The organism is Anaerostipes sp. MSJ-23 (genome assembly GCF_018918155.1).
In the GTDB taxonomy this organism is placed as follows: domain Bacteria; phylum Bacillota; class Clostridia; order Lachnospirales; family Lachnospiraceae; genus Anaerostipes.
On the sequence record NZ_JAHLPY010000002.1, the window covers coordinates 207,157 to 229,883 of the forward strand.

Annotated in this window: 16 protein-coding genes; 12 read left to right on the forward strand and 4 right to left on the reverse strand. The window is 36.0% G+C overall.

The window, feature by feature from the left end; translation table 11 throughout:
• Positions 1–7 precede the first annotated feature (7 nt).
• Positions 8–1,174 carry a CDP-glycerol glycerophosphotransferase family protein gene (locus KQI71_RS02905; protein ID WP_216433910.1) on the forward strand — a complete coding sequence of 389 codons (1,167 nt, stop codon included), beginning with the start codon at positions 8–10 and terminating at the stop codon, positions 1,172–1,174.
• Positions 1,175–1,253: 79 nt separating this feature from the next.
• On the opposite strand, the gene KQI71_RS02910 is transcribed toward KQI71_RS02905, so the two are convergent.
• On the reverse strand, positions 1,254–2,276 hold the full coding sequence (locus KQI71_RS02910) for an LCP family protein (RefSeq protein WP_216433912.1): 1,023 nt from the start codon (positions 2,274–2,276) through the stop codon (positions 1,254–1,256).
• Between the two features lie 42 nt (positions 2,277–2,318).
• The gene (locus KQI71_RS02915; protein ID WP_216433914.1) at positions 2,319–3,752 is read right to left on the reverse strand and encodes an undecaprenyl-phosphate glucose phosphotransferase; all 1,434 of its coding nucleotides are present in this window, start codon (positions 3,750–3,752) and stop codon (positions 2,319–2,321) included.
• Between the two features lie 208 nt (positions 3,753–3,960).
• On the opposite strand from KQI71_RS02915, the gene KQI71_RS02920 reads away from it, so the two are divergent.
• From KQI71_RS02920 to KQI71_RS02945, 6 genes are all read left to right on the forward strand, one after another.
• Positions 3,961–5,343 carry a S1C family serine protease gene (locus tag KQI71_RS02920; protein WP_216433916.1) on the forward strand — a complete coding sequence of 461 codons (1,383 nt, stop codon included), beginning with the start codon at positions 3,961–3,963 and terminating at the stop codon, positions 5,341–5,343.
• A 79-nt stretch (positions 5,344–5,422) separates the two neighbouring features.
• Positions 5,423–5,902 (forward strand): DUF5721 family protein, encoded by a 480-nt coding sequence (locus KQI71_RS02925; RefSeq protein ID WP_216433918.1) that lies wholly within the window; start codon positions 5,423–5,425, stop codon positions 5,900–5,902.
• A 9-nt stretch (positions 5,903–5,911) separates the two neighbouring features.
• The gene (locus KQI71_RS02930) at positions 5,912–6,760 is read left to right on the forward strand and encodes a DUF368 domain-containing protein (RefSeq protein ID WP_253287913.1); all 849 of its coding nucleotides are present in this window, start codon (positions 5,912–5,914) and stop codon (positions 6,758–6,760) included.
• Positions 6,761–6,846: 86 nt separating this feature from the next.
• Positions 6,847–7,683, forward strand: coding sequence for a DegV family protein (locus tag KQI71_RS02935; protein WP_216433923.1), 837 nt, complete (start codon positions 6,847–6,849; stop codon positions 7,681–7,683).
• Positions 7,684–7,963: 280 nt separating this feature from the next.
• Complete coding sequence (locus KQI71_RS02940) at positions 7,964–9,796, forward strand: NAD(P)-binding protein (protein ID WP_216433925.1); 1,833 nt, start codon at positions 7,964–7,966, stop codon at positions 9,794–9,796.
• Complete coding sequence (locus KQI71_RS02945) at positions 9,790–11,508, forward strand: [FeFe] hydrogenase, group A (RefSeq protein WP_216433927.1); 1,719 nt, start codon at positions 9,790–9,792, stop codon at positions 11,506–11,508. Before KQI71_RS02940 ends, KQI71_RS02945 begins: the two co-directional genes overlap by 7 nt.
• A 79-nt stretch (positions 11,509–11,587) precedes the next feature.
• On the opposite strand, the gene KQI71_RS02950 is transcribed toward KQI71_RS02945, so the two are convergent.
• On the reverse strand, positions 11,588–12,616 hold the full coding sequence (locus KQI71_RS02950) for a Gfo/Idh/MocA family protein (RefSeq protein ID WP_216433929.1): 1,029 nt from the start codon (positions 12,614–12,616) through the stop codon (positions 11,588–11,590).
• A 321-nt stretch (positions 12,617–12,937) separates the two neighbouring features.
• Here KQI71_RS02950 and KQI71_RS02955 point away from each other — a divergent pair, with 321 nt between their 5' ends.
• The 3 genes from KQI71_RS02955 to KQI71_RS02965 all read left to right on the forward strand — a co-directional run bounded on the left by KQI71_RS02955 (position 12,938) and on the right by KQI71_RS02965 (position 17,599).
• A complete protein-coding gene (locus KQI71_RS02955; RefSeq protein ID WP_216433931.1) occupies positions 12,938–14,137 on the forward strand; it encodes an NADP-dependent isocitrate dehydrogenase in 1,200 nt (399 codons plus the stop codon).
• Positions 14,138–14,483: 346 nt separating this feature from the next.
• A complete protein-coding gene (locus KQI71_RS02960) occupies positions 14,484–16,478 on the forward strand; it encodes a purple acid phosphatase family protein (protein WP_216433933.1) in 1,995 nt (664 codons plus the stop codon).
• Complete coding sequence (locus KQI71_RS02965; RefSeq protein WP_216433934.1) at positions 16,478–17,599, forward strand: YibE/F family protein; 1,122 nt, start codon at positions 16,478–16,480, stop codon at positions 17,597–17,599. Before KQI71_RS02960 ends, KQI71_RS02965 begins: the two co-directional genes overlap by 1 nt.
• Positions 17,600–17,663: 64 nt before the next feature.
• On the opposite strand, the gene KQI71_RS02970 is transcribed toward KQI71_RS02965, so the two are convergent.
• Positions 17,664–19,610: a penicillin-binding Tp47 domain C-containing protein gene (locus tag KQI71_RS02970; protein WP_216433936.1), complete on the reverse strand. Its 1,947-nt coding sequence runs from the start codon at positions 19,608–19,610 to the stop codon at positions 17,664–17,666.
• Between the two features lie 282 nt (positions 19,611–19,892).
• On the opposite strand from KQI71_RS02970, the gene KQI71_RS02975 reads away from it, so the two are divergent.
• Together KQI71_RS02975 and KQI71_RS02980 are read left to right on the forward strand one after the other, a co-directional pair.
• A complete protein-coding gene (locus tag KQI71_RS02975) occupies positions 19,893–20,600 on the forward strand; it encodes a response regulator transcription factor (RefSeq protein WP_216433938.1) in 708 nt (235 codons plus the stop codon).
• Positions 20,572–22,716 (forward strand): histidine kinase dimerization/phospho-acceptor domain-containing protein, encoded by a 2,145-nt coding sequence (locus tag KQI71_RS02980; protein ID WP_216433940.1) that lies wholly within the window; start codon positions 20,572–20,574, stop codon positions 22,714–22,716. The genes KQI71_RS02975 and KQI71_RS02980 overlap by 29 nt, the downstream gene beginning before the upstream one ends.
• Positions 22,717–22,727: the final 11 nt, after the last annotated feature.

Genomic DNA, 22,727 nt, shown 5'->3' on the forward strand with positions numbered 1-22,727 from the left:
GAGTACCATGAAAAAGACAGTCAATTTAATTGTAAAATATTTTATTATGTATCTGTCATGTCTGTTTCCAAGAAGTAGAAAAATCTGCATCTTTGGCGCGTGGCTTGGGAAGCAGTATGCAGATAATTCAAAATATCTCTTCCTTTGTGCACAAAAACATTCAACAATGCGTCCCGTGTGGATAACAAAGGATGCTTCTATATGCAAAGAAATCCGCAGACAGGGATATGAAGCATATATGTTTCATAGTTTGAAAGGAATCTTTTTGCAGCTTCGTGCAAAATATGCGATAGTTAGCAATGGAATTAGTGATGTCAATCATACATTTATGGGAGGAGCCATTTATCTAAATTTATGGCATGGAGTACCATTGAAAAAAGTAGGGTATGATGATGATAAGACGGTAAATTGGGAAAGTCGTGGACAAAAAATTCGTAGAGCGATTCATAAAATACCTCTTGGGAAAGAATATGTAGTAGCAACAAGTCAGCCATATGCAAAAATTTATGAAAGTGCCTTCAAATGTCCCTCGTCAAGAGTGATTACCCTTGGGCAGGTCAGAAATGATATTTTCTTTGATGAAGAAGGATATTTTTTACCAAAACATCAATTAAGAAAAGCGGCCAAAGGACGTAAGATAATCTTGTATACACCAACGCACAGACAAGAAGGAAAAGAGAAATTTCCTCTGGAAGAAAATTTTGATTTTGAACGTTTGAATCAATGGTGTAAGGAGAAACATGCTGTTTTTGTTATACGGCTTCATTTTTATCATCAGAAGGAAACCTTAGATTTATCTATGTATTCTAATATTTTTAATATTACAGAGAAAGAGATGGATATTCAGGAACTTCTCATGGATACGGATTTGCTTATAACAGATTATTCTAGTACTTATATTGATTATCTATTATTAAATCGTCCATTGATGTTTTATGAGTTTGATTATGAAGATTATTTGATGAATGATCGGGAAATGTATTATCCTTATGAAGAGGTAACACCTGGATATCATGCTCGTAATTTTGATCAATTTATGGAAGAACTGGAACGTATTTCTCAAGGAGAAGATCAATTTAAGGAAGAACGTAAAAAAGTTTGCGATCTCTTCTATTGTAAAGAAGGACAAAAAGCTATTGGTGAAACCTTATTAAAGATTATGAAACGGTTATAAAAAACAGCCAAAATCATAGATTCCAAAAGAGTTAGACTTTATAATCTAACTCTTTTGGAATTTTATAATGGTTGTTTTTTTATTCGCCAACACGAGAAATAATTTTCTGATTAATTCGTTCTAGCTCACTGCTGACCTGGTAATTTTCTGTTCCAAACAAATATTTATGGGCGCGGATGACATTTTCTTTTAAAGTTGTTGGAAATCCATAATAAGTACCATAGTATTTTAATTCTTTCTGATCCCAAGGGAATCCCTGCTGATCTTTGATATCATATTTGGCAACGGAAAGGAACATATTAAATAGTTCATCCTGACTCATATTGGTTTTTACCTCAGGTAGTACAGTATCCATAACAGATAGCATCTTTGTTGGATTCTTTTTTCCTTTTTGGAAAATCTTTTCAAGGACTTCTCTCTGTCTTCCGGCTCTTGCAAGATCACCTCCGGCAGTATAACGGATTCTTGAGTAGGCGACCGCTTGATTTCCATCTAGTGTATAAGTACCTGCAGAAGGAATGGTTGCAGAGTCTCCACCATTTAAACGGTTCATGTCTTTGATATAAGCATTTAAGTTCTTTAAAATGCTCTGATCAATATTTACTTCAATACCACCTACAGCATCTACAAGATTTGCGAGTACTTTAAAGTTTACCGTTGCATATTTCTCGATATTTAGATCCAGATTACGGTTGATTGTGCTGATAGCAAGTTCTGGACCGCCCCATGAATAGGCTGAGTTGATTTTATTGTATCTTCCATTAATACTTACAAATGTATCACGATAAATGGAAAGAAGTTTTACTTCTTTTGTGTCATTTTTAATACTAACGACGATGATAGAGTCCGAACGATTTCCACGGTCTGACATGCTGCCAGTCTGGGAGTCGATACCAAAGAAAGCATAGTTTGTATAGTTGTTCATGTTCGAATCTTCATTTGTAGTAACAAGTTTGCTTTCATCGAGCTTGGATGTATTTACTTTTCCCAGTTTTTTGTAAGCAGTAAATACAATTGCTGCAATAATGACAGCAATGATAACCAAAAGGAAAAGTATTTTACGGACAGGGTGTCTGCGTTTCTTTTTTTTCTGTGTTGACATAAAAAACCTCCTAAAAGTAAAGGACGGCGATCACCGTCCTTTTTAATAAGCATTTTTGTTTATGAATCCTTTAAAGAATGTAAGGAATAAGATCTTGATATCAAGACCGAGTGACCAGTTTTCAATATAGTATAGATCATGTTCAATGCGGCCGCGTATGGATGTATCTCCACGAAAACCATTGACCTGTGCCCATCCGGTAATGCCGGGGCGTACTTGATGTTTAATCATATACCGAGGAATTTCTTCTTTAAATTTTTCAACAAATTGTGGGCGCTCTGGACGTGGTCCAATCAGACTCATATCGCCCCTTAAAACGTTCCAAAACTGAGGAAGTTCATCAAGACTGGTCTTTCGTATAATTCTTCCAACGGGTGTTACACGAGAATCGTTTTTGGTTGTCCATCCTTTTGCCTCTTTTTTTGGATCTTGTACGCCCATTGATCGGAATTTGTACATTTTAAATGGTTTATTTCCAAGACCAATGCGTTCTTGAGCAAATAAGATAGGACCAGGTGAACTTTTCTTTACAAGAATCGCTACGATCAACATAATTGGTGAAAATAAGATCAAGGCAACAATGGAGCCAATAATGTCGATCAGACGCTTGATGATTCGGTTTAACGTATTTGTTAAAGGGACATTTCGAATATTGATGACTGGGAGTCCATCCAAATCTTCGGTATAAGGGTTCGTGGAAATAAAGTTATAATAGTCGGGCACAAATTTTGTATGAACACCGGATTTCTCACAAATAGCAACGATATTTTCTAGTTTATTATATTCGTTCAAGTTTAGCGTAATTGCTACCTCATCTAGAGAAGTATGATCTAGATAAGAAGCAAGATCATTCAGTGTTCCGATTTTTTTGATGCCACGGTATTCAAAATTATCGCTGACAGTATCATCAAAAATTCCATGGACATAAAGTCCCCAATGTGGGTTGGCTTTGATACGATCGATATAGGCAGCAGCAGAAGTACTGAAGCCAACAAAGACCGTGTGCTTGATATTATGTCCACGCTGACGATTGATTTTTAAGGTTTTCCGAATAATATATCTGGAAATAACGCCAAAAATAAAATTGATTACAAAAAATAACAAATATAAAGATCTTGGGAAATTGCTAATCTGAAAGATTGTGATCACAAAAGCTGCAATACCAAGACCGATCGCATTTGCCTTAAATAAATTGATCAGTTCTTTACTTCCACGTTGATAGCGTTTTGGTGTATATAATCCAAAAGATGCATATAATATAAGGATGACAAACAATGCAACGATCAATGGAAATTGATAATATTTGATTGGGAACGGATATTTGTTGTATTCAAAAACATCACAGTAAAATCGAATCCCTAAAATCGGTCCTTCATGAAATCGAAAATAATAGGCTGCAATACCGGACAAATAAATACAAGCAGCATCAATCAATACATGCAGTCTGTTTAAATAGGTTTGGTTTTGTTTAATCATGTGAATACTCCTTTTACTTGATTTTTATTATAAGGTAAAAACACAAGGAGTACAATGGAAAAATATCTTAGGTTTTTCTTATTTTTATTGATTGTTACATTAGAATGGAATTCTTATTTTTATAACAGTTCGGACACAATTTTAACACAATTATTGGGTATATTGAAAACAGATTAAATAATAAAGGATACAAAAGGAGGAAAATCTCATGAATGAATATAAGAATGACCAGTGGACAACTGCTGATCAGTGGCGAGAAGAAGAAAAAAAAGAATCGCCGAAAAAGAAAAGAAATGGAAAATGGTGGCTTCGTATTTGTGGCTCTGCAGTTGCCTTCGGATTAATCGCGGGGCTTGTCATGCAGGGTGTCCAGTATGGATTTTCAAAAGCAGGAGTCGGAACAGATAGTCAGCAGTTAGCAACAACGAAAACAGTTAGTACTTCTTCCGGAGGTAATACAAGCAGTGATCTTTCTGGTGTAGCATCAAATGTTATGCCATCCATCGTTTCAATTACAGGAAAATTCGAAAGTACAACGCAGAGCTGGTTCGGACAGCAAAGTAGTGAGTCAGAAGGTGCTGGTTCTGGTATCATTATTGGAAAAAAGGATGGAAAACTTCTAATTGTAACAAATAATCATGTAGTAGAAGGAGCAAAGACTTTATCTGTTGGTTTTGTTGATGGAAAGAGTGTGAGTGCTTCTATTCGTGGTACTGATAGCGATTCAGATCTTGCAGTTGTTGAAGTAAATGTAAAAGATATGAAGGAGGCAACATTAAAGAAGATTGCAATCATTAATTTTGGAGATTCTTCCAAACTGAAAACAGGAGAACAGGCAATTGCCATTGGTAATGCGCTTGGATATGGACAGTCTGTAACAGGGGGATATATTAGTGCTTTGAATAGACAGGTTCAGCTGACAGATAAGACGATGACTTTGATTCAGACGGACGCAGCGATTAACCCTGGTAATAGTGGTGGTGCTTTGTTAAACAGTAAGGGAGAATTAATTGGAATTAATACCGTAAAATATTCTTCTGAAGATGTTGAAGGAATGGGTTATGCAATTCCAATCAATACAGCAAAACCGATTATCAAAAAGCTTATTAACAAAGAAACAATCAAAGATACACAACAGGCATACCTTGGTATTTCTGGACAGACGATTGATAGTTCTATGGCATCCCAGTTTGAAATGCCGTCTGGTATTTATGTACAGCAGGTTGTCAAGGGATCTCCAGCTCAAAAGGCAGGAATTAGCGCAGGAGATGTGATTGTCAAGTTTAATGGAAATGATGTATCAACAATGGATGCATTGAAAAATAAGATTTCTAATACAAAAGCTGGAACAAAAATAAAAATTACATTAAAACGTCAGAATCAAATGGGAACTTATAAGTCTCAGACAGTCACTGTAACTCTTGGAAAGAAATCAGAAGCATCTACAAGCACACAGCAGAGTCGAAGCAGTAATTCTTCAAATTCAAATGGAAGCTCAAATAGTTCCAATAGTTATGGAAACAGCTACGGAAACAGTTATGGAAGCAACTATGGAAGCAGTTTCGGAAGCAGCGATGATTTTGATCAGTAAAAAAGATTGAAAAAACTTTATAAGAAAGTTAAAATAAAGTGGACAGTAAAAGCACTGTCCACTTTTTTGGGAGTAAAATATGGTATTAATTGAAATTGAACAGGTAAAAAAATTTATGGCTGGATTTCTTGGAGGCAATTTATTTGACGATTTTCTTATGAATGAGGGAAAGTTATCGATGAATATTGCATATGAATTTAATGGGAAAGTTTTAAAGGAGTTTTATGATACGGAAGAATGGGAGCAGTATCATTCTTATGATTATATACCGTGGAAAGAGGAGAAGCAAAAAATCTTTTCTCTTGTAAAAGGGAAAAAAACTCCATTATTTTTTCAATTTATTATGATGTTGAAGCCAGAAGAAACACAAGAATTTTTATTAAAATATAATCTAGCAGTCAGACAAGAAGAAATTGCTGGACTCTTTTTGAATATTCTTTATGATAGGAAGATGTTGAAATGTACAAGCGGGGTATCAAGAAGAACATTTGTTATGGATCATTCTCTGGAAGAAGCATGGGATATGGAAGTAAAAGAACGCTTAAAGGAGCTTATGTAATTGAAATGGATGAGTGGAATCTGTCGAGGGATACTGATCGGTGTGGCAAATATTATGCCTGGCGTTAGTGGAGGAACTTTGGCAGTCTCTATGGGAATTTATGACAAATTGATTTATGCAGTTACACATATGAAAGAGGACTGGAAAAGTAGTTTTAAAATTCTTTTTCCGATTGGAATTGGAGCAGGAATAGGTTTTTTGATGCTTTCTTATGCAATCAATTGGATGTTTTTTCAATATCCAGTTCAAACACGTTTTTTATTTATTGGTCTTGTTTTTGGAGGGATGCCAGAAATTCTTAGATATATCCGAGAGGAAAAGATAAAACTATCATATCTAATGATGATGATAGGCTTTTTTGTATTAATAGCAGGGATTCCAATGCTGAAGGCATCAAAGGCAATGGTAGTGATAGATTTGTCAGTTTTCATGGCCGTTAAATTGTTTGGAATTGGATTTCTTGCTGCGGCAACTATGGTGATACCAGGTGTTAGTGGATCTGCTATTTTGCTTTCTATAGGATATTATCATCCACTATTAAATGAAATAACAAAGTTTATTTATGGATTTCTAAATATGGATCTTTTGAAAATATATCGTGGGATGTTAATTCTATTACCTGTAGCTTTGGGTGTGGTGATAGGAATCTTATTGATTGCAAAAATTGTAGAATATCTTTTTTGTCATTATCGAATGTTATGTTATTGGGCAATTTTGGGACTCATTTTAGCATCACCTGTCGGAATTTTATCAGGAATGCAGAAACAATCTGTTGATATTTTCACAATCTTTATGTCATTTCTTCTTTTTTTTCTCGGAATTTTTACTGCAATTGAGCTTGGAGAAAAAGAATCCTAGTTTATGTATTTCATTTTGTGTAGGAATATGATAGAATAAGTAGTAATGAATACTAGATTAGAAAGTTATAAAAAGGAGATACGAATATGAGTTTTCATATTGTGTGTGATAGCTGTACGGATTTAACACCAGAAGATTTTGAAAAAGGATGTTATTCTTGGATTCCATTGACATTATTAGTTGACGGAGAAGAAATTATTGATGATGAAACATTTGATCAGGCATCATTTTTAAAAAAAGTAGCAGAAAGTAAAGGAGAAGTTAAGTCTGCATGTCCGGCACCAGAAAGTTATATGGCTGCCTACGGAAAAGCAGATGATATTTATGTTATAACATTATCCGCGGAATTAAGCGGTTCTTATAACAGTGCAGTTTTAGGAAAAAATCTGTATGAAGAAGAAAATGGAAAGAAAAATATTTATGTATTTAACTCCAGAGGAGCTTCTACAACACAGCTTTTGATTGCTCGTAAAATTTATGAATATGCGTCTGCAGGTATGGAATTTCAAGAAGTAGTGGATAAAATTGAAGATTATATTTCAACACTTCGTACGTACTTTGTATTGGAGACGCTGGAAGTGCTTCGAAGAAATGGACGTCTTTCTAGATTATCGGCGACAATTGCCAGCGCATTGAATATTAAGCCAGTTATGGAAGGAACAAGAGACGGTGTGATTCAGAAGTTGACACAGGCAAGAGGTACAAAGAAAGCACTATCAAAAATGGTAGATAGTTTTGTTCAGGAAGGAAGAGATTTATCGGATCGAGTCCTTGCAATTGCACATTGTAATTGTCCGCAAAGAGCTGAGTATGTAAAACAGCTTATAGAAAAAAGCTTGAAAGTAAAAGATATCATTATTATTGAGACAAAGGGTGTTAGCAGTTTGTATGCCTGTGATGGAGGAATCATTGTTTCTTATTAATGAATAAAAATAAAAAATATCAGAGAATCCTGCTTTGGTGGGATTCTTTTTTTGTTGCTGAAGTGACTCGCCACAAGCGGAGAATTCTGTAAAACAGGATTCTTTCTTGTGATTTTTTTAACGTGATTTTGCACAAAATTTAACAGGAATGTTAGGAAATTAACGGTGTTTTTGAACAAAAGTCCTTGTTTTTTAGGAAAACATTGCATATAATGGGACCAATATCTCATTTTAATAAAAAACATTAATAGAAAAAGAATAAACTATAGGAGGAATTAATATGAGTCGTTTGGAATTACTGACCCCTAATCAGTCACAGCTGGTTGTAGAAGGTCTTTATAAAGACTTGGAACGAAGAATCGAGTCCAGTCCTCCGGGATTATGTCCGGTTGATATTTCAAGAGCTTTTCTCGAACTTTGCCATGCACAAAGCTGTGGAAAATGTGTTCCATGTAGAGTAGGACTAGGACAGCTCAAAAATCTGATTACCGATGTACTGGATGGAAAGGCAACCATTCGCACTTTAACAGCAATTCGAGAGACAGCACAGTCTATTATGGAGTCAGCAGATTGTGCGATTGGATATGAAGCTGCCAATATGGTATATAAAGGTGTGATTGGCTTTAAAGATGATTATCTGGAACATATTATGTATCATCGATGTTTAAGTACATTAAAACAGCCGGTACCATGTGTATCTAGATGTCCGGCAAGGGTTGATATTCCAGGATACATTGCGCTTGTTCGCGAAGGAAGATATGAGGATGCTATTCGTCTGATCCGGAAGGATAATCCATTTCCGACAACCTGTGGATTTATCTGTGAGCATCCGTGTGAGGCGTTATGCCGTAGGAATATGATTGATGATTCGGTGAATATTCGTGGATTAAAACGAATGGCAGCCGATGCTGCTGGATATGTGGCACCACCGAAATGTGCATCATCAACAGGAAAAAATGTAGCTGTCGTTGGAGGAGGACCGGGAGGTTTGAGTGCAGCTTACTTTCTTCAACTGATGGGACATCAGGTAACCGTTTATGAAATGCTTCCAAAGCTTGGAGGAATGCTTCGCTATGGAATTCCAAACTATCGTCTTCCGAAAGAACGTTTGGATGATGATATTCAAGCGATTCTTGATACCGGTGTAAAAGTAGATTGTGGAAAAGTAATAGGAAAAGATTATTCGATCGTGGATTTAAAAGAAAAATATGATGCAGTTTTAATTACGATTGGTGCCAGTACCGATAAGAAACTTGGTCTGGAAGGAGAAGATGCAAACGGTGTTATCTCAGCAGTGCAGTTTTTAAGAAATGTCGGGTATGGAACTCAGGAAAGTCTGGAAGGAAAAGAAGTCGCTGTCATTGGAGGTGGAAATGTTTCCATGGATGCGGTTCGTACTTCTGTAAGACTTGGAGCAAAAAAAGTTAGCATTGTTTATCGGAGAAGAGTTGCAGATATGACAGCGCTTCCAGATGAAATTGAGGGAGCAGAAGCAGAAGGCGTTGAAATTAAGACGCTAATGTCACCAGCAAAAATTGAAAAAGATGATGATGGGAATGTCAAAGGAATCTGGGTGACGCCACAGATGATCAGTCAGATCAAAGGTGGAAGAGCTAGTGTGAAACCAACAGGAGAAAAAGATATTTTTATTCCATGTCAGTGTTTGATTGTTGCCATTGGACAAGATATTGAGTATCAGCACTTTGAGGAAGCTGGTGTGCCGGTCCAAAGGGGAAAAATTAACGTAGAAAAATTTGGCGGATTTGAAGAAATGCCGGGTGTATTTGCTGGGGGAGATTGTGCAACTGGCCCGTCTACGGTAATTTCAGCGATTGCAGCCGGAAAAGTTATTGCTGCAAACATTGATGAATACCTTGGATATCATCATGAAATTTCTGCAGGAGTGGAGATACCGGAGCCATGTCTTGAGGATAAACCACCTTGCGGAAGAGTAAATCTGACAGAAAGAGAAGCTGGAGAAAGAATCCACGATTTTGAAGGAATTGAAAATTGTATGACATCAAAAGAAGCTTGCCAGGAAGCATCTAGATGTTTGCGCTGTGATCACTTCGGTTATGGAATATTTAAGGGAGGGAGGAAGACGAAATGGTAAATATTACAATTAATCGTCAGAAAATTTCCGTTCCAGAAGGGACAACAATTATGGAAGCAGCAGCATCCATTCATGTTCCGATACCAAAACTTTGCTATTTAAAAGATATCAATGAAATCGGAGCCTGTCGTGTCTGTGTAGTAGAAGTTAAAGGGCAGGATCGTCTTGTAACTTCATGTAATAACGTTGTAGAGGATGGAATGGTTATTTACACAAACAGTCCGAAAGTTCGAAGAAATCGTAAACATACGATAAAAATGATTCTTTCGCAACATGAAGCACAGTGTGTTGCCTGCGTTCGCAGTGGAAACTGTAGTCTTCAGACTATTGCAAATGATTTAAATGTTGTGGATACACCATATAAAAAGGAACTGGTTGTGCAGGAATGGGATGAAAGATATCCTCTGATTCGGGATGCAAATAAATGTATCAAGTGTATGCGCTGCGTACAGGTTTGTGATAAAATTCAGGGAATGTATATTTGGGATGTATCTGGAACAGGTTCAAGAACAACCGTTGGAGTATCTGGAAATCGTGATATTCAGAGAGCCGACTGTGCACTTTGTGGGCAGTGTATTACACATTGTCCAACTGGAGCTTTAAGAGAAAGAGATGACACAGAAGAACTGTATCGTGCAATTGAAAAAGAAGATACCATTGTTGTTGCTCAGATTGCACCTGCCGTACGTGCAGCATGGGGAGAATCTTTGGGACTTTCAAGAGAGGAAGCAACGGTGCAAAAAATCGTAGATGCATTGAAAAGGATTGGTGTTGATTATGTATTTGATACAACATTTTCTGCTGATCTTACGATTATGGAAGAAGGAAATGAATTTGTAGAACGTTATACAAAGGGAGATTTAGATGTACATCCAATGTTTACTTCTTGCTGTCCGGGTTGGGTCCGTTTTCTAAAATCCCAGTACCCTCAAATGACAGGCAGACTTTCTGGTGCAAAATCACCACAGGAAATGTTTGGTGCCGTTATGAAGACAGCCTTTGCAAAGCATATTGGTGTGAAACCAGAAAGAATTTTTGCAGTATCTATTATGCCTTGTCTTGCGAAGAAAAGTGAGAGAGAAGCTTCTTTATTTTATAAGGAATATGCCGGACATGGGGTAGATTGTGTGTTAACGACAAGAGAATTAGATCGTTTGATTCGTGCAGATTATATTGATCCGAAGACTTTAGAAGATATACCGTTTGATCAACCATTTATGGAGGCAACTGGTGCCGGTGTGATTTTTGGTGCAACTGGAGGTGTTATGGAGGCAGCACTTCGTTCTGCTTATTATCTAATCACTGGAAAAAATCCAGATGCCGATTTATTCCAGGAGATTCGTGGACAAAAGAAAAGCGGATGGACAGAAGCAGAATTTGAAATTGCGGGAAATAGAGTGTCTGTTGCGGTTGTTAGTGGACTTCAAAATACAAGAGTACTGATGGAAGCCATAAGGAACAGAGAGGTACATTACCATTTTGTAGAAGTGATGGCGTGTCCTGGTGGTTGTTCCGGAGGTGGAGGACAGCCAATCCATGAAGGAAAAGAGCTTGCAGCAAAAAGAGGAGAAAATTTGCATTTCCTTGATCAACATGCGGCAATTCGTTTTTCACATGAAAATTCAGATATTAAGCGACTTTATAAAGAATTCTTTGATGCACCTGGTTCTAATAAAGCACATCAGCTGTTACATACAGAACATAAAGCATAAGTATTGGATTGTTTTAATATTTATAAAAAATTGCCAGCAGATATATCTGCTGGCAGTTTTTGTTTGACGTTATATTCTGTTAAAATTCAATGCCGGCTTTTTGTCTTGCTTTTTCAAGAACACCAACAACGGTTACAGATTCTTCTAGAAATTGATGAGCTGTTTCATAATCCTTTTCATCAATCACACGGGCAAAATCTATGAATTCCTGTGTCATACGGTGATGATTTTGTGGAGCTTTGAAATCTTCTGTAATCGTAGCTCGTACCATGGCGCCTGCGGCATCTTTTACTTTTTCTTTGATATTGTCATCTGCATATATAGTAGTAAGTTCGGATGCAATGTTTGGTTTACTGTCAATTTTCATAAATCCCTTCTCCCCTTGAATGGAAATAAAACCAGGACTGTCAGAATCTTTGCTTCCAGTGCAAACAGCGGAAAATCCATGATAGATAAGAATTAGGGTTCCTGAAGTATCGACACCGTTTGGTCCAATATTTGGATAATATTCTACATCTTTGGGTTTTCCGAATAGTCCAATGCAATAATGAATGTTATATACATTGATATCGTATAGGGCACCGCCATAATATTCGGGGTCAAAAGAATGGGCAATATCTCCATTCAAATAAGCATCATAGCGGCTGGAATATTGGGAATAATTGCATAGAGCCATGCGGATCGGTCCCAATTTTGAAAGATTTTTTTTCATTTCGTAAAATACATCGTTATGAAGAACTGTGACAGCCTCAAAGATAAAAAGTTGTTTTTCTTCTGCGATTTGTTGTAGTTCCTGAGCTTCCTTGTAAAAGCCGGTAAAAGGTTTTTCAAGAATTACATTTTTTCCATGAAGAAGCGCTTTTTTTGCATAAGGATAATGAGCGCTATTGATTAGACCAATATAAACGGTATCAGCAGCAGTTTCATTGAGTAATTTTTCGTAATCTGTATAGATTTCTGGAATGTGATACTGGTTAGCAAAAGATTCTGCTTTTTCTTTGCTATGAGGTCTGGCAAAGATAGCAGTTTTTTCAATTGTTTTTACCGGCTCTATTGCAAAAAGTGCATCTGCAATGATTTTACCGGTTCCGATAAATGCAAGTTTCATGATGATCCTCCAATATGGAAATTAAATTTTAAAATAACGATAAGTTTAGTATAACATTGTGTAAATAATATATCAATTGAATCAGCATGATTTGTTCTTTATAAAATAGGGATATCGATCGAACAGGATACTTGTGTTTGAGTTAAACAATAAATACTGTGAAAGAAATAAAAAATTTGTGCAAATTTTGGAAAGAATGACAACTTGTGTACTATTCTTTGTACATTTATTTACAGAATTCAGTTTTTTCGATATAATATAGCCTAATAGGCTGAAAAGAACAGCCGGTTAGTGATGAGAAACACCATAGGAGGAACAACCATGAGTAAAATTCAGATGACTACGCCGTTAGTTGAAATGGACGGAGATGAAATGACAAGAATTCTTTGGAAAATGATCAAAGAAGAACTGTTACTCCCATTTATTGATTTAAAAACAGAATACTATGATCTCGGATTAGAGCATAGAAATGAAACAAATGACCAGGTAACATTTGATTCTGCAGAAGCGACAAAGAAATATGGGGTTGCCGTAAAATGTGCGACAATTACTCCGAATGCTGCACGTATGGATGAATATAACCTGAAAGAAATGTGGAAAAGTCCAAATGGAACGATTCGTGCCATTCTTGATGGAACGGTATTTCGTGCTCCAATTACAGTAAAGGGAATTGAGCCAACGGTAAGTAAATGGAAGAAACCAATTACAATTGCAAGACATGCCTATGGTGATGTTTATAAAGGTGTTGAAATTAAAGTTCCAGGAGCTGGAAAAGCAGAATTGGTATTTACTGGAGAAGATGGAACGCAGATCCGTGAAACTATTCATGATTTTGATGGACCTGGAGTGATTCAGGGAATGCATAATATTGATAAATCTATTGAAAGTTTTGCAAGAAGCTGCTTTACTTATGCACTTGATACAAAACAGGATTTATGGTTTGCAACAAAAGATACGATTTCTAAAAAATATGATCATACATTTAAAGATATTTTCCAGGAAATTTATGATGCAGAATATGCAGCTAAATTCGAAGCAGCAGGAATTGAATATTTTTATACATTAATTGATGATGCAGTAGCACGTGTTATGAAATCAGAAGGTGGATTTATTTGGGCGTGCAAGAACTATGATGGAGATGTTATGAGTGATATGATTTCTTCTGCATTTGGTTCTCTTGCAATGATGACTTCTGTACTCGTATCTCCAAAAGGATATTATGAATATGAAGCAGCACATGGAACTGTACAGCGTCATTATTATAAATATTTAAAAGGAGAAGAAACCTCTACAAATTCTGTTGCAACGATCTTTGCATGGACAGGTGCCCTTAGAAAACGTGGTGAAATCGATGGAAATAAGGAATTAATGGAGTTTGCAGATAAACTTGAAAAAGCAACATTGGATACAATTGAATCTGGAACGATGACAAAAGACCTTGCACTGATTACAACGCTTGAAAATGTGAATGCGGTAAACAGTGAAGGATTTATCAAAGCAATTGCAGAAAGATTAAAATAAGCTGTTTAACTTCAACTAAGTAAAACGAAGGTAGCGGGAGAAATTGTGAAAGTAACTTAACGGCAGTGGTGGGCGAAGAAAAATCGACATGCCCAGCTGATATAAGGTCAAGCATAGTCGGTATGAAGTTGACATATCAGGCTCAGTGAAATTACCGACTGTGAGTTGAAACAAAATAAAAAAGAAAAAGACCGGGATGTGAAAAAAAGAAACATCTCGGTTTTTTAACGTAATCTTTACCTTGTCATGATACAACAGTTACATAAAACTCATATAATGAGCAAGAATCATCTTTTGAAAACATTTTTCAAGAGAAAAATAAGAAACATGTAGAAGGAGAAAGATTATGAAAGGTAATTGGAGAAAGCAGATCGTAATTAGCGCTTTGGCGATTACACTTGCGGCAGGAAATGCAGCTTCTGTATTTGCAAGTGCAGCACCGGATGGAAAGACAGATGCATCTGTTATGGCGGAGCAGATGGGACTTAGCAACCAATATAAGAGTTGGAAGAATGAATGGAATCGTGTAAAAAATGATTGGACACAGGTTTCTTTGACGCCTGGAAAAAATGCAACAGAATTAAATTTTGCCTGGTATACACCAAAGAAAACAACGCAAAGTAAGACAGATCAGATAGTAGAAGCAAAAGTAGCAAAAGTTTCCGAAGGGTCCGAAAATGGAAATGCTCCAAAGTTAATCATTGGTGAAGGACGCAACATGAAAAATGCAAAAGTCTATGAAGCCAAACAAACAGAGGTGGCTAATGAAACAGATACAAAAGGCGGTACTTATTATACGAATAAGGTAACGGCAGCAGGCTTAAAGGAAAATACGACATATTATTACAGCTATGATAATGGAAGTGGATATACAAAGCCAGCAGCTTACACAACAAAATCAGCAAAAAATTTCAGTTTTGTATTTGTAGGAGATCCACAGATTGGTTCCTCCAATGAATTAAAAGGTTCTGATTCTGAAGAATTTTATAATGCACAGTCGGATGCAGTTTGTAATGATGCTTTTAACTGGGCTTCCACATTAAATGCAGCAATGCAAAAGACTGGAAATAAAGCAAGTTTTGTTGTGTCCGCTGGTGACCAGATTCAGACAACAAAGAAAAAAGCACCAAACAAAGATGCTGCAAAGAGTGAGATTGAATATACAGGATATTTAAGTCCTGATATTTTAAAATCTCTTCCAGTTGCAACAACTGTCGGAAATCATGACGCGGATAATCAAAATTATACCTACCATTTTAATCGTCCAAATGAAAGTAAACTTGGAGATAATGGAGTTACTGGCGGAGATTATTATTTCAAATATGGGAATGCTCTGTTTCTTATGTTAAATACACAAAATTCCAATGTGGCAGAACATAAACAGTTTATAGAAGAAGCCGTTGCAAAAAATAAAGATTGCAAATGGAGAATTGTTACACTTCATCAGGATATTTATGGATCTGCAGAGCATTCGAATGAACCAGAAATTACGAATTTGAGATATCAGTTGACACCATATTTTGAAGCAAACCATATAGACGCAGTTTTGACAGGACATGATCATGCTTATTCACGCAGTAAAATGATGTTGCAAGATACACAGTCAGAGATTGCAAAAAATTATAGCAGCGATGAATTTAAAACACAATTAACAAAAGATATGGATGCAGGAGAAAATCCGGAAACAAGATATGAAGCACCTGCAAATATCAAAAATAATACAACAGATAAAGGTGAACAAAAATATTTGTCTTACTTAAAGAGTGTTATGGATGATAAATATGTAGAGAAGGTAGAAAAGGGAGACTCTGTTTTGAATCCAAAAGGAATTCTTTATATGACTGGTGGTTCTTCTTCTGGAAGTAAATATTATGATCTTGTACCAAGAAAACAAACCTATATTGCAGCACGTTGGCAGGAAGATATTCCAACATACTCTATTGTGGATGTAACAGACAAGACTTTAACAATCAATACTTATCGTACAGATAATGACCAGAAGATTGATGATACATTTTCTATTGTAAAGAGCAGTGATTCAAAGAAAAATGACACAGTTGCACCAAAGAAAGTATCGATTTCTTTAAAATCTTCTGCAAAGAAGAAAGTTGTTGTAACAATTAAAAAAACAACGGAAAAAGTTTCTGGTTATGAAATTTTGTATGCTACAAATAATAAATTTGAAAAAGCAAAAAGAAAGAGCACAACAAAAACAACTTATACATTGACATCCTTGAAATCCAAAACGAATTGTTATGTAAAAGTTCGCGCTTATAAAAATGTCCATGGTAAAAAACTGTATGGTTCTTACAGTAAAGTTATGAAAGTCACTGTGAAGTAATGAGAGCAAAACAGATCAAGGGAGGATGCCTGCTCATTGCAGGCATTCTTTTTCTTCTGTTGTTTTTTTCATTTCGTGGAATTGAAAAAACAAAACTGCTGGACACAGAAGGAAGGGTCTTTGAAAAGGCAGAGGTAACAAAGATTGTTTCAGATAATGTATCAACAAGTGGAAGCGGAAAGCAGACGGTACAGTTAAAGCTGTTGTCAGGAAAACATAAGGGAAAAGAAGTGGAAGCAACAAGCTCTTCCAGTTATCTTTTTGGTGCCAAATGTAAAAAAGGAATGAAAGTTATTGCAATTGTCAACGAATCAAGAGGAGAGTTGGTTACATCTGTCTACAGCGTAAATCGTGGGCCAATGATTTGGCTTATGGTTGCACTCTTTGTAGTAATTGTTATTCTTGTTGGCGGGAAAAAAGGAATTTCTTCGATTCTTAGCTTGATTTTTACAATGCTTTGTATTTTCTTTCTTTTTCTTCCAATGATTTATAAAGGAATTTCGCCGATTTTAGCAGCTATTTTTGTTGTCATTTTTACAACGATTGTTACGATGTGTATGGTGGATGGAATTACAAAGAAATCGATTGCAGCGATGGCAGGAACTATTATAGGGGTTGTTTTTGCAGGAGTTTTTGCTCTTGTTTTTGGAAGAGTTACTTCCATTAGTGGTTATAATGTATCAGATATAGAAAGTCTTGTTTATGTAGGTGAAATGACGGATATTCGGATTGGGGAACTGCTCTTTGCAGGTATTTTGATTGCGGCTCTTGGCGCTGTGATGGATGTTGGGATGTCGATCGCTTCTACGTTAAATGAATTAAAAGAACAAAATACAAAAATGACAGCGAAAGAATTGTTTCAGTCTGGCATGAATGTCGGACGTGATATGATGGGAACAATGACGAATACGCTAATTCTTGCCTTTACTGGAGGATCAATTAATACGTTAGTATTTATCTATGCCTATCATTACGAATATCAGCAAGTCATTAATATGTATTCTGTTGGAATTGAAATCATGCAGGGGCTTTCTTCAAGCCTTGGAGTAATTCTTGCAGTGCCGTTTACATCATTAATTGCCGCAGTACTTCTTGGAGAAAAAAGCACAAAAATAAAATAACAGAAAAAAAGACTCCGCATAAAAACGAAGTCTTTTTTTATGAAAGATAAAAAGGGAGAACTTTTTATTTTTTCTTTGTACTTAAAGTTTTATTTGCAGACCATGCAGAGTAAATAGTTTTATTTTTGCCATTTACTTTTACAGTCTTGTAGCTGCGAACTCTTACATAGTATTTTTTGTTCTTTGTAAGTTTCTTTAATGTAGTAGAAGTAGCTTTTGCATTTGCTTTTACTGTTTTAGCACCTTTGAAGGAGTTTGCTGTTGCGTACTGTACTTCATATCCTGTGATATCTGTTACTTTGCTCCAAGAAGCTTTCAGAGAAGATTTTGTTGCAGCACTTAATTTTACTGTTGTTTTGGAAGGAATAATGGTATAAGAGAGAGTCTTAGATCCACTATAGTTTCCTTTTAATGTAACTTTTACACTATAAACACCAGGTTTTTTGCTGTCTTTTGCATAAGAAACAGAATAATCTGCTGCTTTCAGAGTATTTCCAGCGCTATCTTTTACAGTAACGGCAGGTTTTTGATCTTTTTTATTGTATGTCAAAGTTGTTTTCGCTAACTTAATGTTAGAAACTTTATTAATTACAACTGTTGATTCTTTTCCACAAACAGAGCATTTTTTAGAAGCGCTTCCATCTTTATCAGGAGTCGCTTTTACTGTTACAGCAGTTGTTTTATAATCATGAAGTTTTAAAGCATCCATAGCTGCTGTTAAGTGTTGCTGTGCTTCGTTAATGTTTCCAGAATAATAAGTTTTTGCTGCAAGAGCATCTTCAGCTTCTCCAAGTTCTAACTGGAAGTCTGCCCATTTATCTTTTTGACTGTCAGAATCGCATAAGTCATCGGTTGTCAGAGCTTTTGCTTTTGCAACTGTTGCTTTTAAATTATTAACTTCTGCAGTTGTTGCAAAGGTGTGTTTTGCAATGTTGGTTGTTTCTACTTTTACATTGAATGTTGAATCTTCGTATCCAAGAGCATAAACGGTTAATGTCCAATATCCAGTACCATCATATCCTTTTGGTAACTGACAACGGATAGAATCTGTTAAACCAAGCTGGATTCCCTTAGATTTATGCATCCAGTTATCAGCTGCAAATTTTGTTCCATAAGTTGCAACTGCTTTTTTGTAAGTGCTGTCTTTTCCATAATAAGTCCATTTGACAGCCTGCATCTTATCACCTAAAGCGCAGTAACCGTCACCTGTTAAATCCACACGGAGAAATTCACCATAAGATCCTTTACCATCTTTTACAGTTGCAGTAACATTTTCTGCTTTTTGTAATGCTTCTGTTGTACCAGAGTCTTTACCTGTCTGTCTTGCTCCGAAAGAGAAAGATCCATCAGCATTTTTTGTGGCAATTTTTAATCCATTCGTATCTTTCGTTACGTTCGCTGTCAGAGAATATGATTTTAAGACACCTTCTGCAAATCCACCAACTAAAGTTCCAGCATTTTCAACAACACTATATTTTGCTTTGAACGCTGCGTAATCAGACGCCTTTACAGCAACTGGAACATATTTCAGGCCGTATATTTCATAATAATCCATGTCATGAGTTTTACCAGCAGCATCTGTAATTGTACCATTATTAAAAGTAACTTCAGATCCGTCGGTTAATACAATAGTCTGTCTATCTTTCCAGTAAGAAACAGCGTACTGATTACCATCGGTAGTTTTGATGGTAGTATTACACTGGAAGCTTCCACGATGCAGTCCATGACTTTTTGTAGCTCTCGTGACAGCATCATATCCGCCCTTGTCTAATTCATTATGTGAATCTGTAACATTAGAGGAGCCAGTATTTCCGGCTGCATAAACCTGTTCTGCTTTCCAATATTCATTCCATGTAAGTCCTGCATAGCAGTATACATAGTCATCACTCTGTTCTGCTGCTTTTACGATTCGTGGTGCATTGAAAATGCTGCCTGTGATTGGGCAGGATGTTAATACCATAGCACCTGTTAACGCAAAGGCAAATGCTTTACCAATTACTCTTTTTCGCATAGTATAATTCCTCCGTAAAATAATAATAGCTTGTAAAAAAGTTAGTACATTCTAACTAATGAATATGATAACATAGCTCAGTGACGTGTACAATGAAAGTTATTGATAAAAAATATCAATAACTTTACAACAAAGTTAAAAATTGTAATTCTTCTTTTTATGAAAAAAACTTTCATTTATAATAAAGAGAGAGTAAAATGTAAGAATTCTGAAAGATTTATATAGAGAAAAAATACAGAAACGACTGATAGGATAAAAATAAGGAAAAGTTAGGAGGATATTATGAATCAACCAAAAATTCTGGTGGTCGATGATGATAAGGAAATCGTCGGAGCAATCAAGAAACGTCTGGAGATGGAAGACTATGAGGTATTTGCAGCATATGATGGGTTGGAGGCAATGGATTTTTTGATGGAGAAGGAAATTCAACTTTTGATCATCGATGTTATGATGCCTAAAATGGACGGTTTGTCAGCAACAATGAAAATCAGAGAAAGTAAAAATATTCCGATTATTATTTTGTCCGCAAAAACGGAAGAGAGTGATAAAATTTTAGGCCTTTCTATGGGAGCTGATGATTATATAAGTAAGCCATTTCGTCCGGATGAACTTGTTGCAAGGGTAAAGTCTCAGTTAAGGCGGTACTTACAGCTTGGCAGCATGATAAAACAGGAAGAACATAAAAATCAGATCGTGAATGGAGGACTTATCCTGGATACAGATGGAAAGAGGATTCTCGTCGACGGAGAACCAGTGAAACTAACAGCAACAGAGTATAAGATTCTTCATTTGCTAATGCGTAATCTGGGAAGAGTTTTTTCTGCGGATGAGATTTATGAGAGAGTTTGGGAAGAAGAAGCTTATGCAGTGGAAAATACAGTGATGGTTCATATCCGACGGATCCGAGAAAAAATAGAAATTGACACAAGAAATCCAAGATATTTAAAGGTGGTGTGGGGTATTGGATACAAAATGGAAAAAATGGCTTAATTTTATTGCAGTTTTTATTGTGATTATTATCATGTCTGTGACAGGAATTTATGGTGCGATAGAGTGTAATAAATTGGGAATGATTGATGGAACAGTTTCTTTGGATTCTCTGGAGGATAGTCGGGAGAGTCTCTTTTCAGATACTGCATCGGCATTGATTTTTCAATGGGCATCAGAAAAACAGGGAGTTGCAAATAGTACTACATATAAAGGAATATTTGGGGAAAAAGAATTAAAAGAGATTCTTCGCGGTGCAGTTGTAGAAGCAAAATTAAAAATCAAACCGTATGGGAAAAAAATGAAAACGATTCAGGAAACTTATGGGGCAAAAAAGGCCGATTATCAGGGAGGAAAAATTACGGGTATTCGAATGGAAAGAGATACATCCCAAAAAGTAAAATCGGATGGAAGTTTTACAGATACACAGACAGAAGATGATGGGGGTGCAGAAGCTTTTTATCGTTTTTCTTCTATATATAGTGAGTCAGATCTTTCGGTGAATATTCCAGAGGAATTATTGATTAATAGTGATAAAAAGCAAAGGCTGGAAAATGGAACAATTACCGTAAAATTTACAAAACAATGTATAAGAAACATAGAAACATATTATAAGGAGCGTCAAAAAGAATTACAAAATATTATAAAAACGGCGATTGTTTTAGCAGGAATAGAATGTTTTGGATCAATATTACTAATCATTTTGTTTGCACTGCAGGAGAGACGTACTAGATTTTTTGCAGGGATTGATCGAATCTGGTGGGAAGTGATAGCAATGCTTGTATGTTCTGTGATGATTGCTGGTGGTACGTTGTTTGCAGCTGTGTTTTACTTTAGCAGGCAGTACAGCAGCAGCTCTGGGAATACAATTCAGACAAGTACAGTTGTTGAAACATTTATGATTATTTCTTTTATGGTGATTCCATGTATTGTGGCAATTTTTGCAGTTTGTGTGCAGACAACGGTATGGCGGATCAAACAGAAAAAGCTTTTGGATACAACATTATGTTTTGGATATTTTCGTAAATGGTATCGTTTATCAAAAGAGAGAAAAAGACTGGAATATGAGGCAATGTCTTTTTCAAAGCAACATGAAAAGGATAGAATAAAACAGTATCGAACGGTCAGAAAGATTTTGATTGTATTTATATTTTTGAGTATTTGCGCAATACCATATTTCAGTTTCTTTGGTGTTGGGATGGCTATTCTTGGCGTGGCTGCCGTTCGTTGTCTTATTCGATATTCTGAGCAATATGCAAAAGAACAGAAAAACCTTTGTAAGCTGATCGATCAGATCGATCGGATTTCCAATGGAGAGCTGACAGCACAGGCAGATATTCCGAAAGGAACTATTTATTATGATTACAGCCAGAAACTTTCTAACATTGGAAATGGAATGGAAAAGGCGCTACAAGAGCAGATGCGTGGTGAAAAAATGAAAATTGATCTGATTACGAATGTTTCTCATGATCTAAAAACACCGCTAACCTCTATTATCGGATATGTGGATCTTCTTGGAAAAGATGAAACATTATCACCAGAATCCAGAGATTATGTTCAGATTTTGAATAAGAAAACAGAGAGATTAAAAAATATTATTGCTGATCTATTTGAGCTTGCAAAAGCAACGAGTGGTGATATGAAAGTAAATTTGGAAGAAATGGATATGAGAAGATTGATGGAGCAAACACTTGCTGATATGGAGGATAAGATTCATCAGGCAGGTTTTATTATTCGATTTGAATGCCATGCAAAACAGACAAAATTTATGGGAGATGTCAATCGTATGTATCGTGTGGTACAAAATGTAATGGAAAATGCATTGAAGTATTCATTGAAAGGAACCCGTATTTTTGTTGATATTTATGAAGATCCAAAGAGTTTATGGATGGAAGTAGTGAATACGGCCTCCTATGAGATGAATTTTACAGAAGAAGAAATTATGGAGCGCTTTGCCCGTGCAGAAAAGTCAAGAACAAGCGAGGGAAATGGACTCGGGCTTTCAATTGCAGACAGTTTTACAAAAAATTGCGGAGGCAGTTTCAAAATTTCGATTAAAGGGGATCAGTTTCGAGTGAAGATTATTTTTGATAAAATAAACAATGAAAAGAAAAGATGATTCATAGAGAA

Coding starts and splice junctions, on each gene's coding strand:
- KQI71_RS02935 (WP_216433923.1), top strand. CDS start 6,847: ATGAGTTTTCATATTGTGTGTGATAGCTGTACGGATTTAACACCAGAA.
- KQI71_RS02920 (WP_216433916.1), top strand. CDS start 3,961: ATGAATGAATATAAGAATGACCAGTGGACAACTGCTGATCAGTGGCGA.
- KQI71_RS02960 (WP_216433933.1), top strand. CDS start 14,484: ATGAAAGGTAATTGGAGAAAGCAGATCGTAATTAGCGCTTTGGCGATT.
- KQI71_RS02970 (WP_216433936.1), bottom strand. CDS start 19,610: ATGCGAAAAAGAGTAATTGGTAAAGCATTTGCCTTTGCGTTAACAGGT.
- KQI71_RS02925 (WP_216433918.1), top strand. CDS start 5,423: ATGGTATTAATTGAAATTGAACAGGTAAAAAAATTTATGGCTGGATTT.
- KQI71_RS02915 (WP_216433914.1), bottom strand. CDS start 3,752: ATGATTAAACAAAACCAAACCTATTTAAACAGACTGCATGTATTGATT.
- KQI71_RS02910 (WP_216433912.1), bottom strand. CDS start 2,276: ATGTCAACACAGAAAAAAAAGAAACGCAGACACCCTGTCCGTAAAATA.
- KQI71_RS02940 (WP_216433925.1), top strand. CDS start 7,964: ATGAGTCGTTTGGAATTACTGACCCCTAATCAGTCACAGCTGGTTGTA.
- KQI71_RS02930 (WP_253287913.1), top strand. CDS start 5,912: ATGAGTGGAATCTGTCGAGGGATACTGATCGGTGTGGCAAATATTATG.
- KQI71_RS02975 (WP_216433938.1), top strand. CDS start 19,893: ATGAATCAACCAAAAATTCTGGTGGTCGATGATGATAAGGAAATCGTC.
- KQI71_RS02905 (WP_216433910.1), top strand. CDS start 8: ATGAAAAAGACAGTCAATTTAATTGTAAAATATTTTATTATGTATCTG.
- KQI71_RS02950 (WP_216433929.1), bottom strand. CDS start 12,616: ATGAAACTTGCATTTATCGGAACCGGTAAAATCATTGCAGATGCACTT.
- KQI71_RS02955 (WP_216433931.1), top strand. CDS start 12,938: ATGAGTAAAATTCAGATGACTACGCCGTTAGTTGAAATGGACGGAGAT.
- KQI71_RS02965 (WP_216433934.1), top strand. CDS start 16,478: ATGAGAGCAAAACAGATCAAGGGAGGATGCCTGCTCATTGCAGGCATT.
- KQI71_RS02945 (WP_216433927.1), top strand. CDS start 9,790: ATGGTAAATATTACAATTAATCGTCAGAAAATTTCCGTTCCAGAAGGG.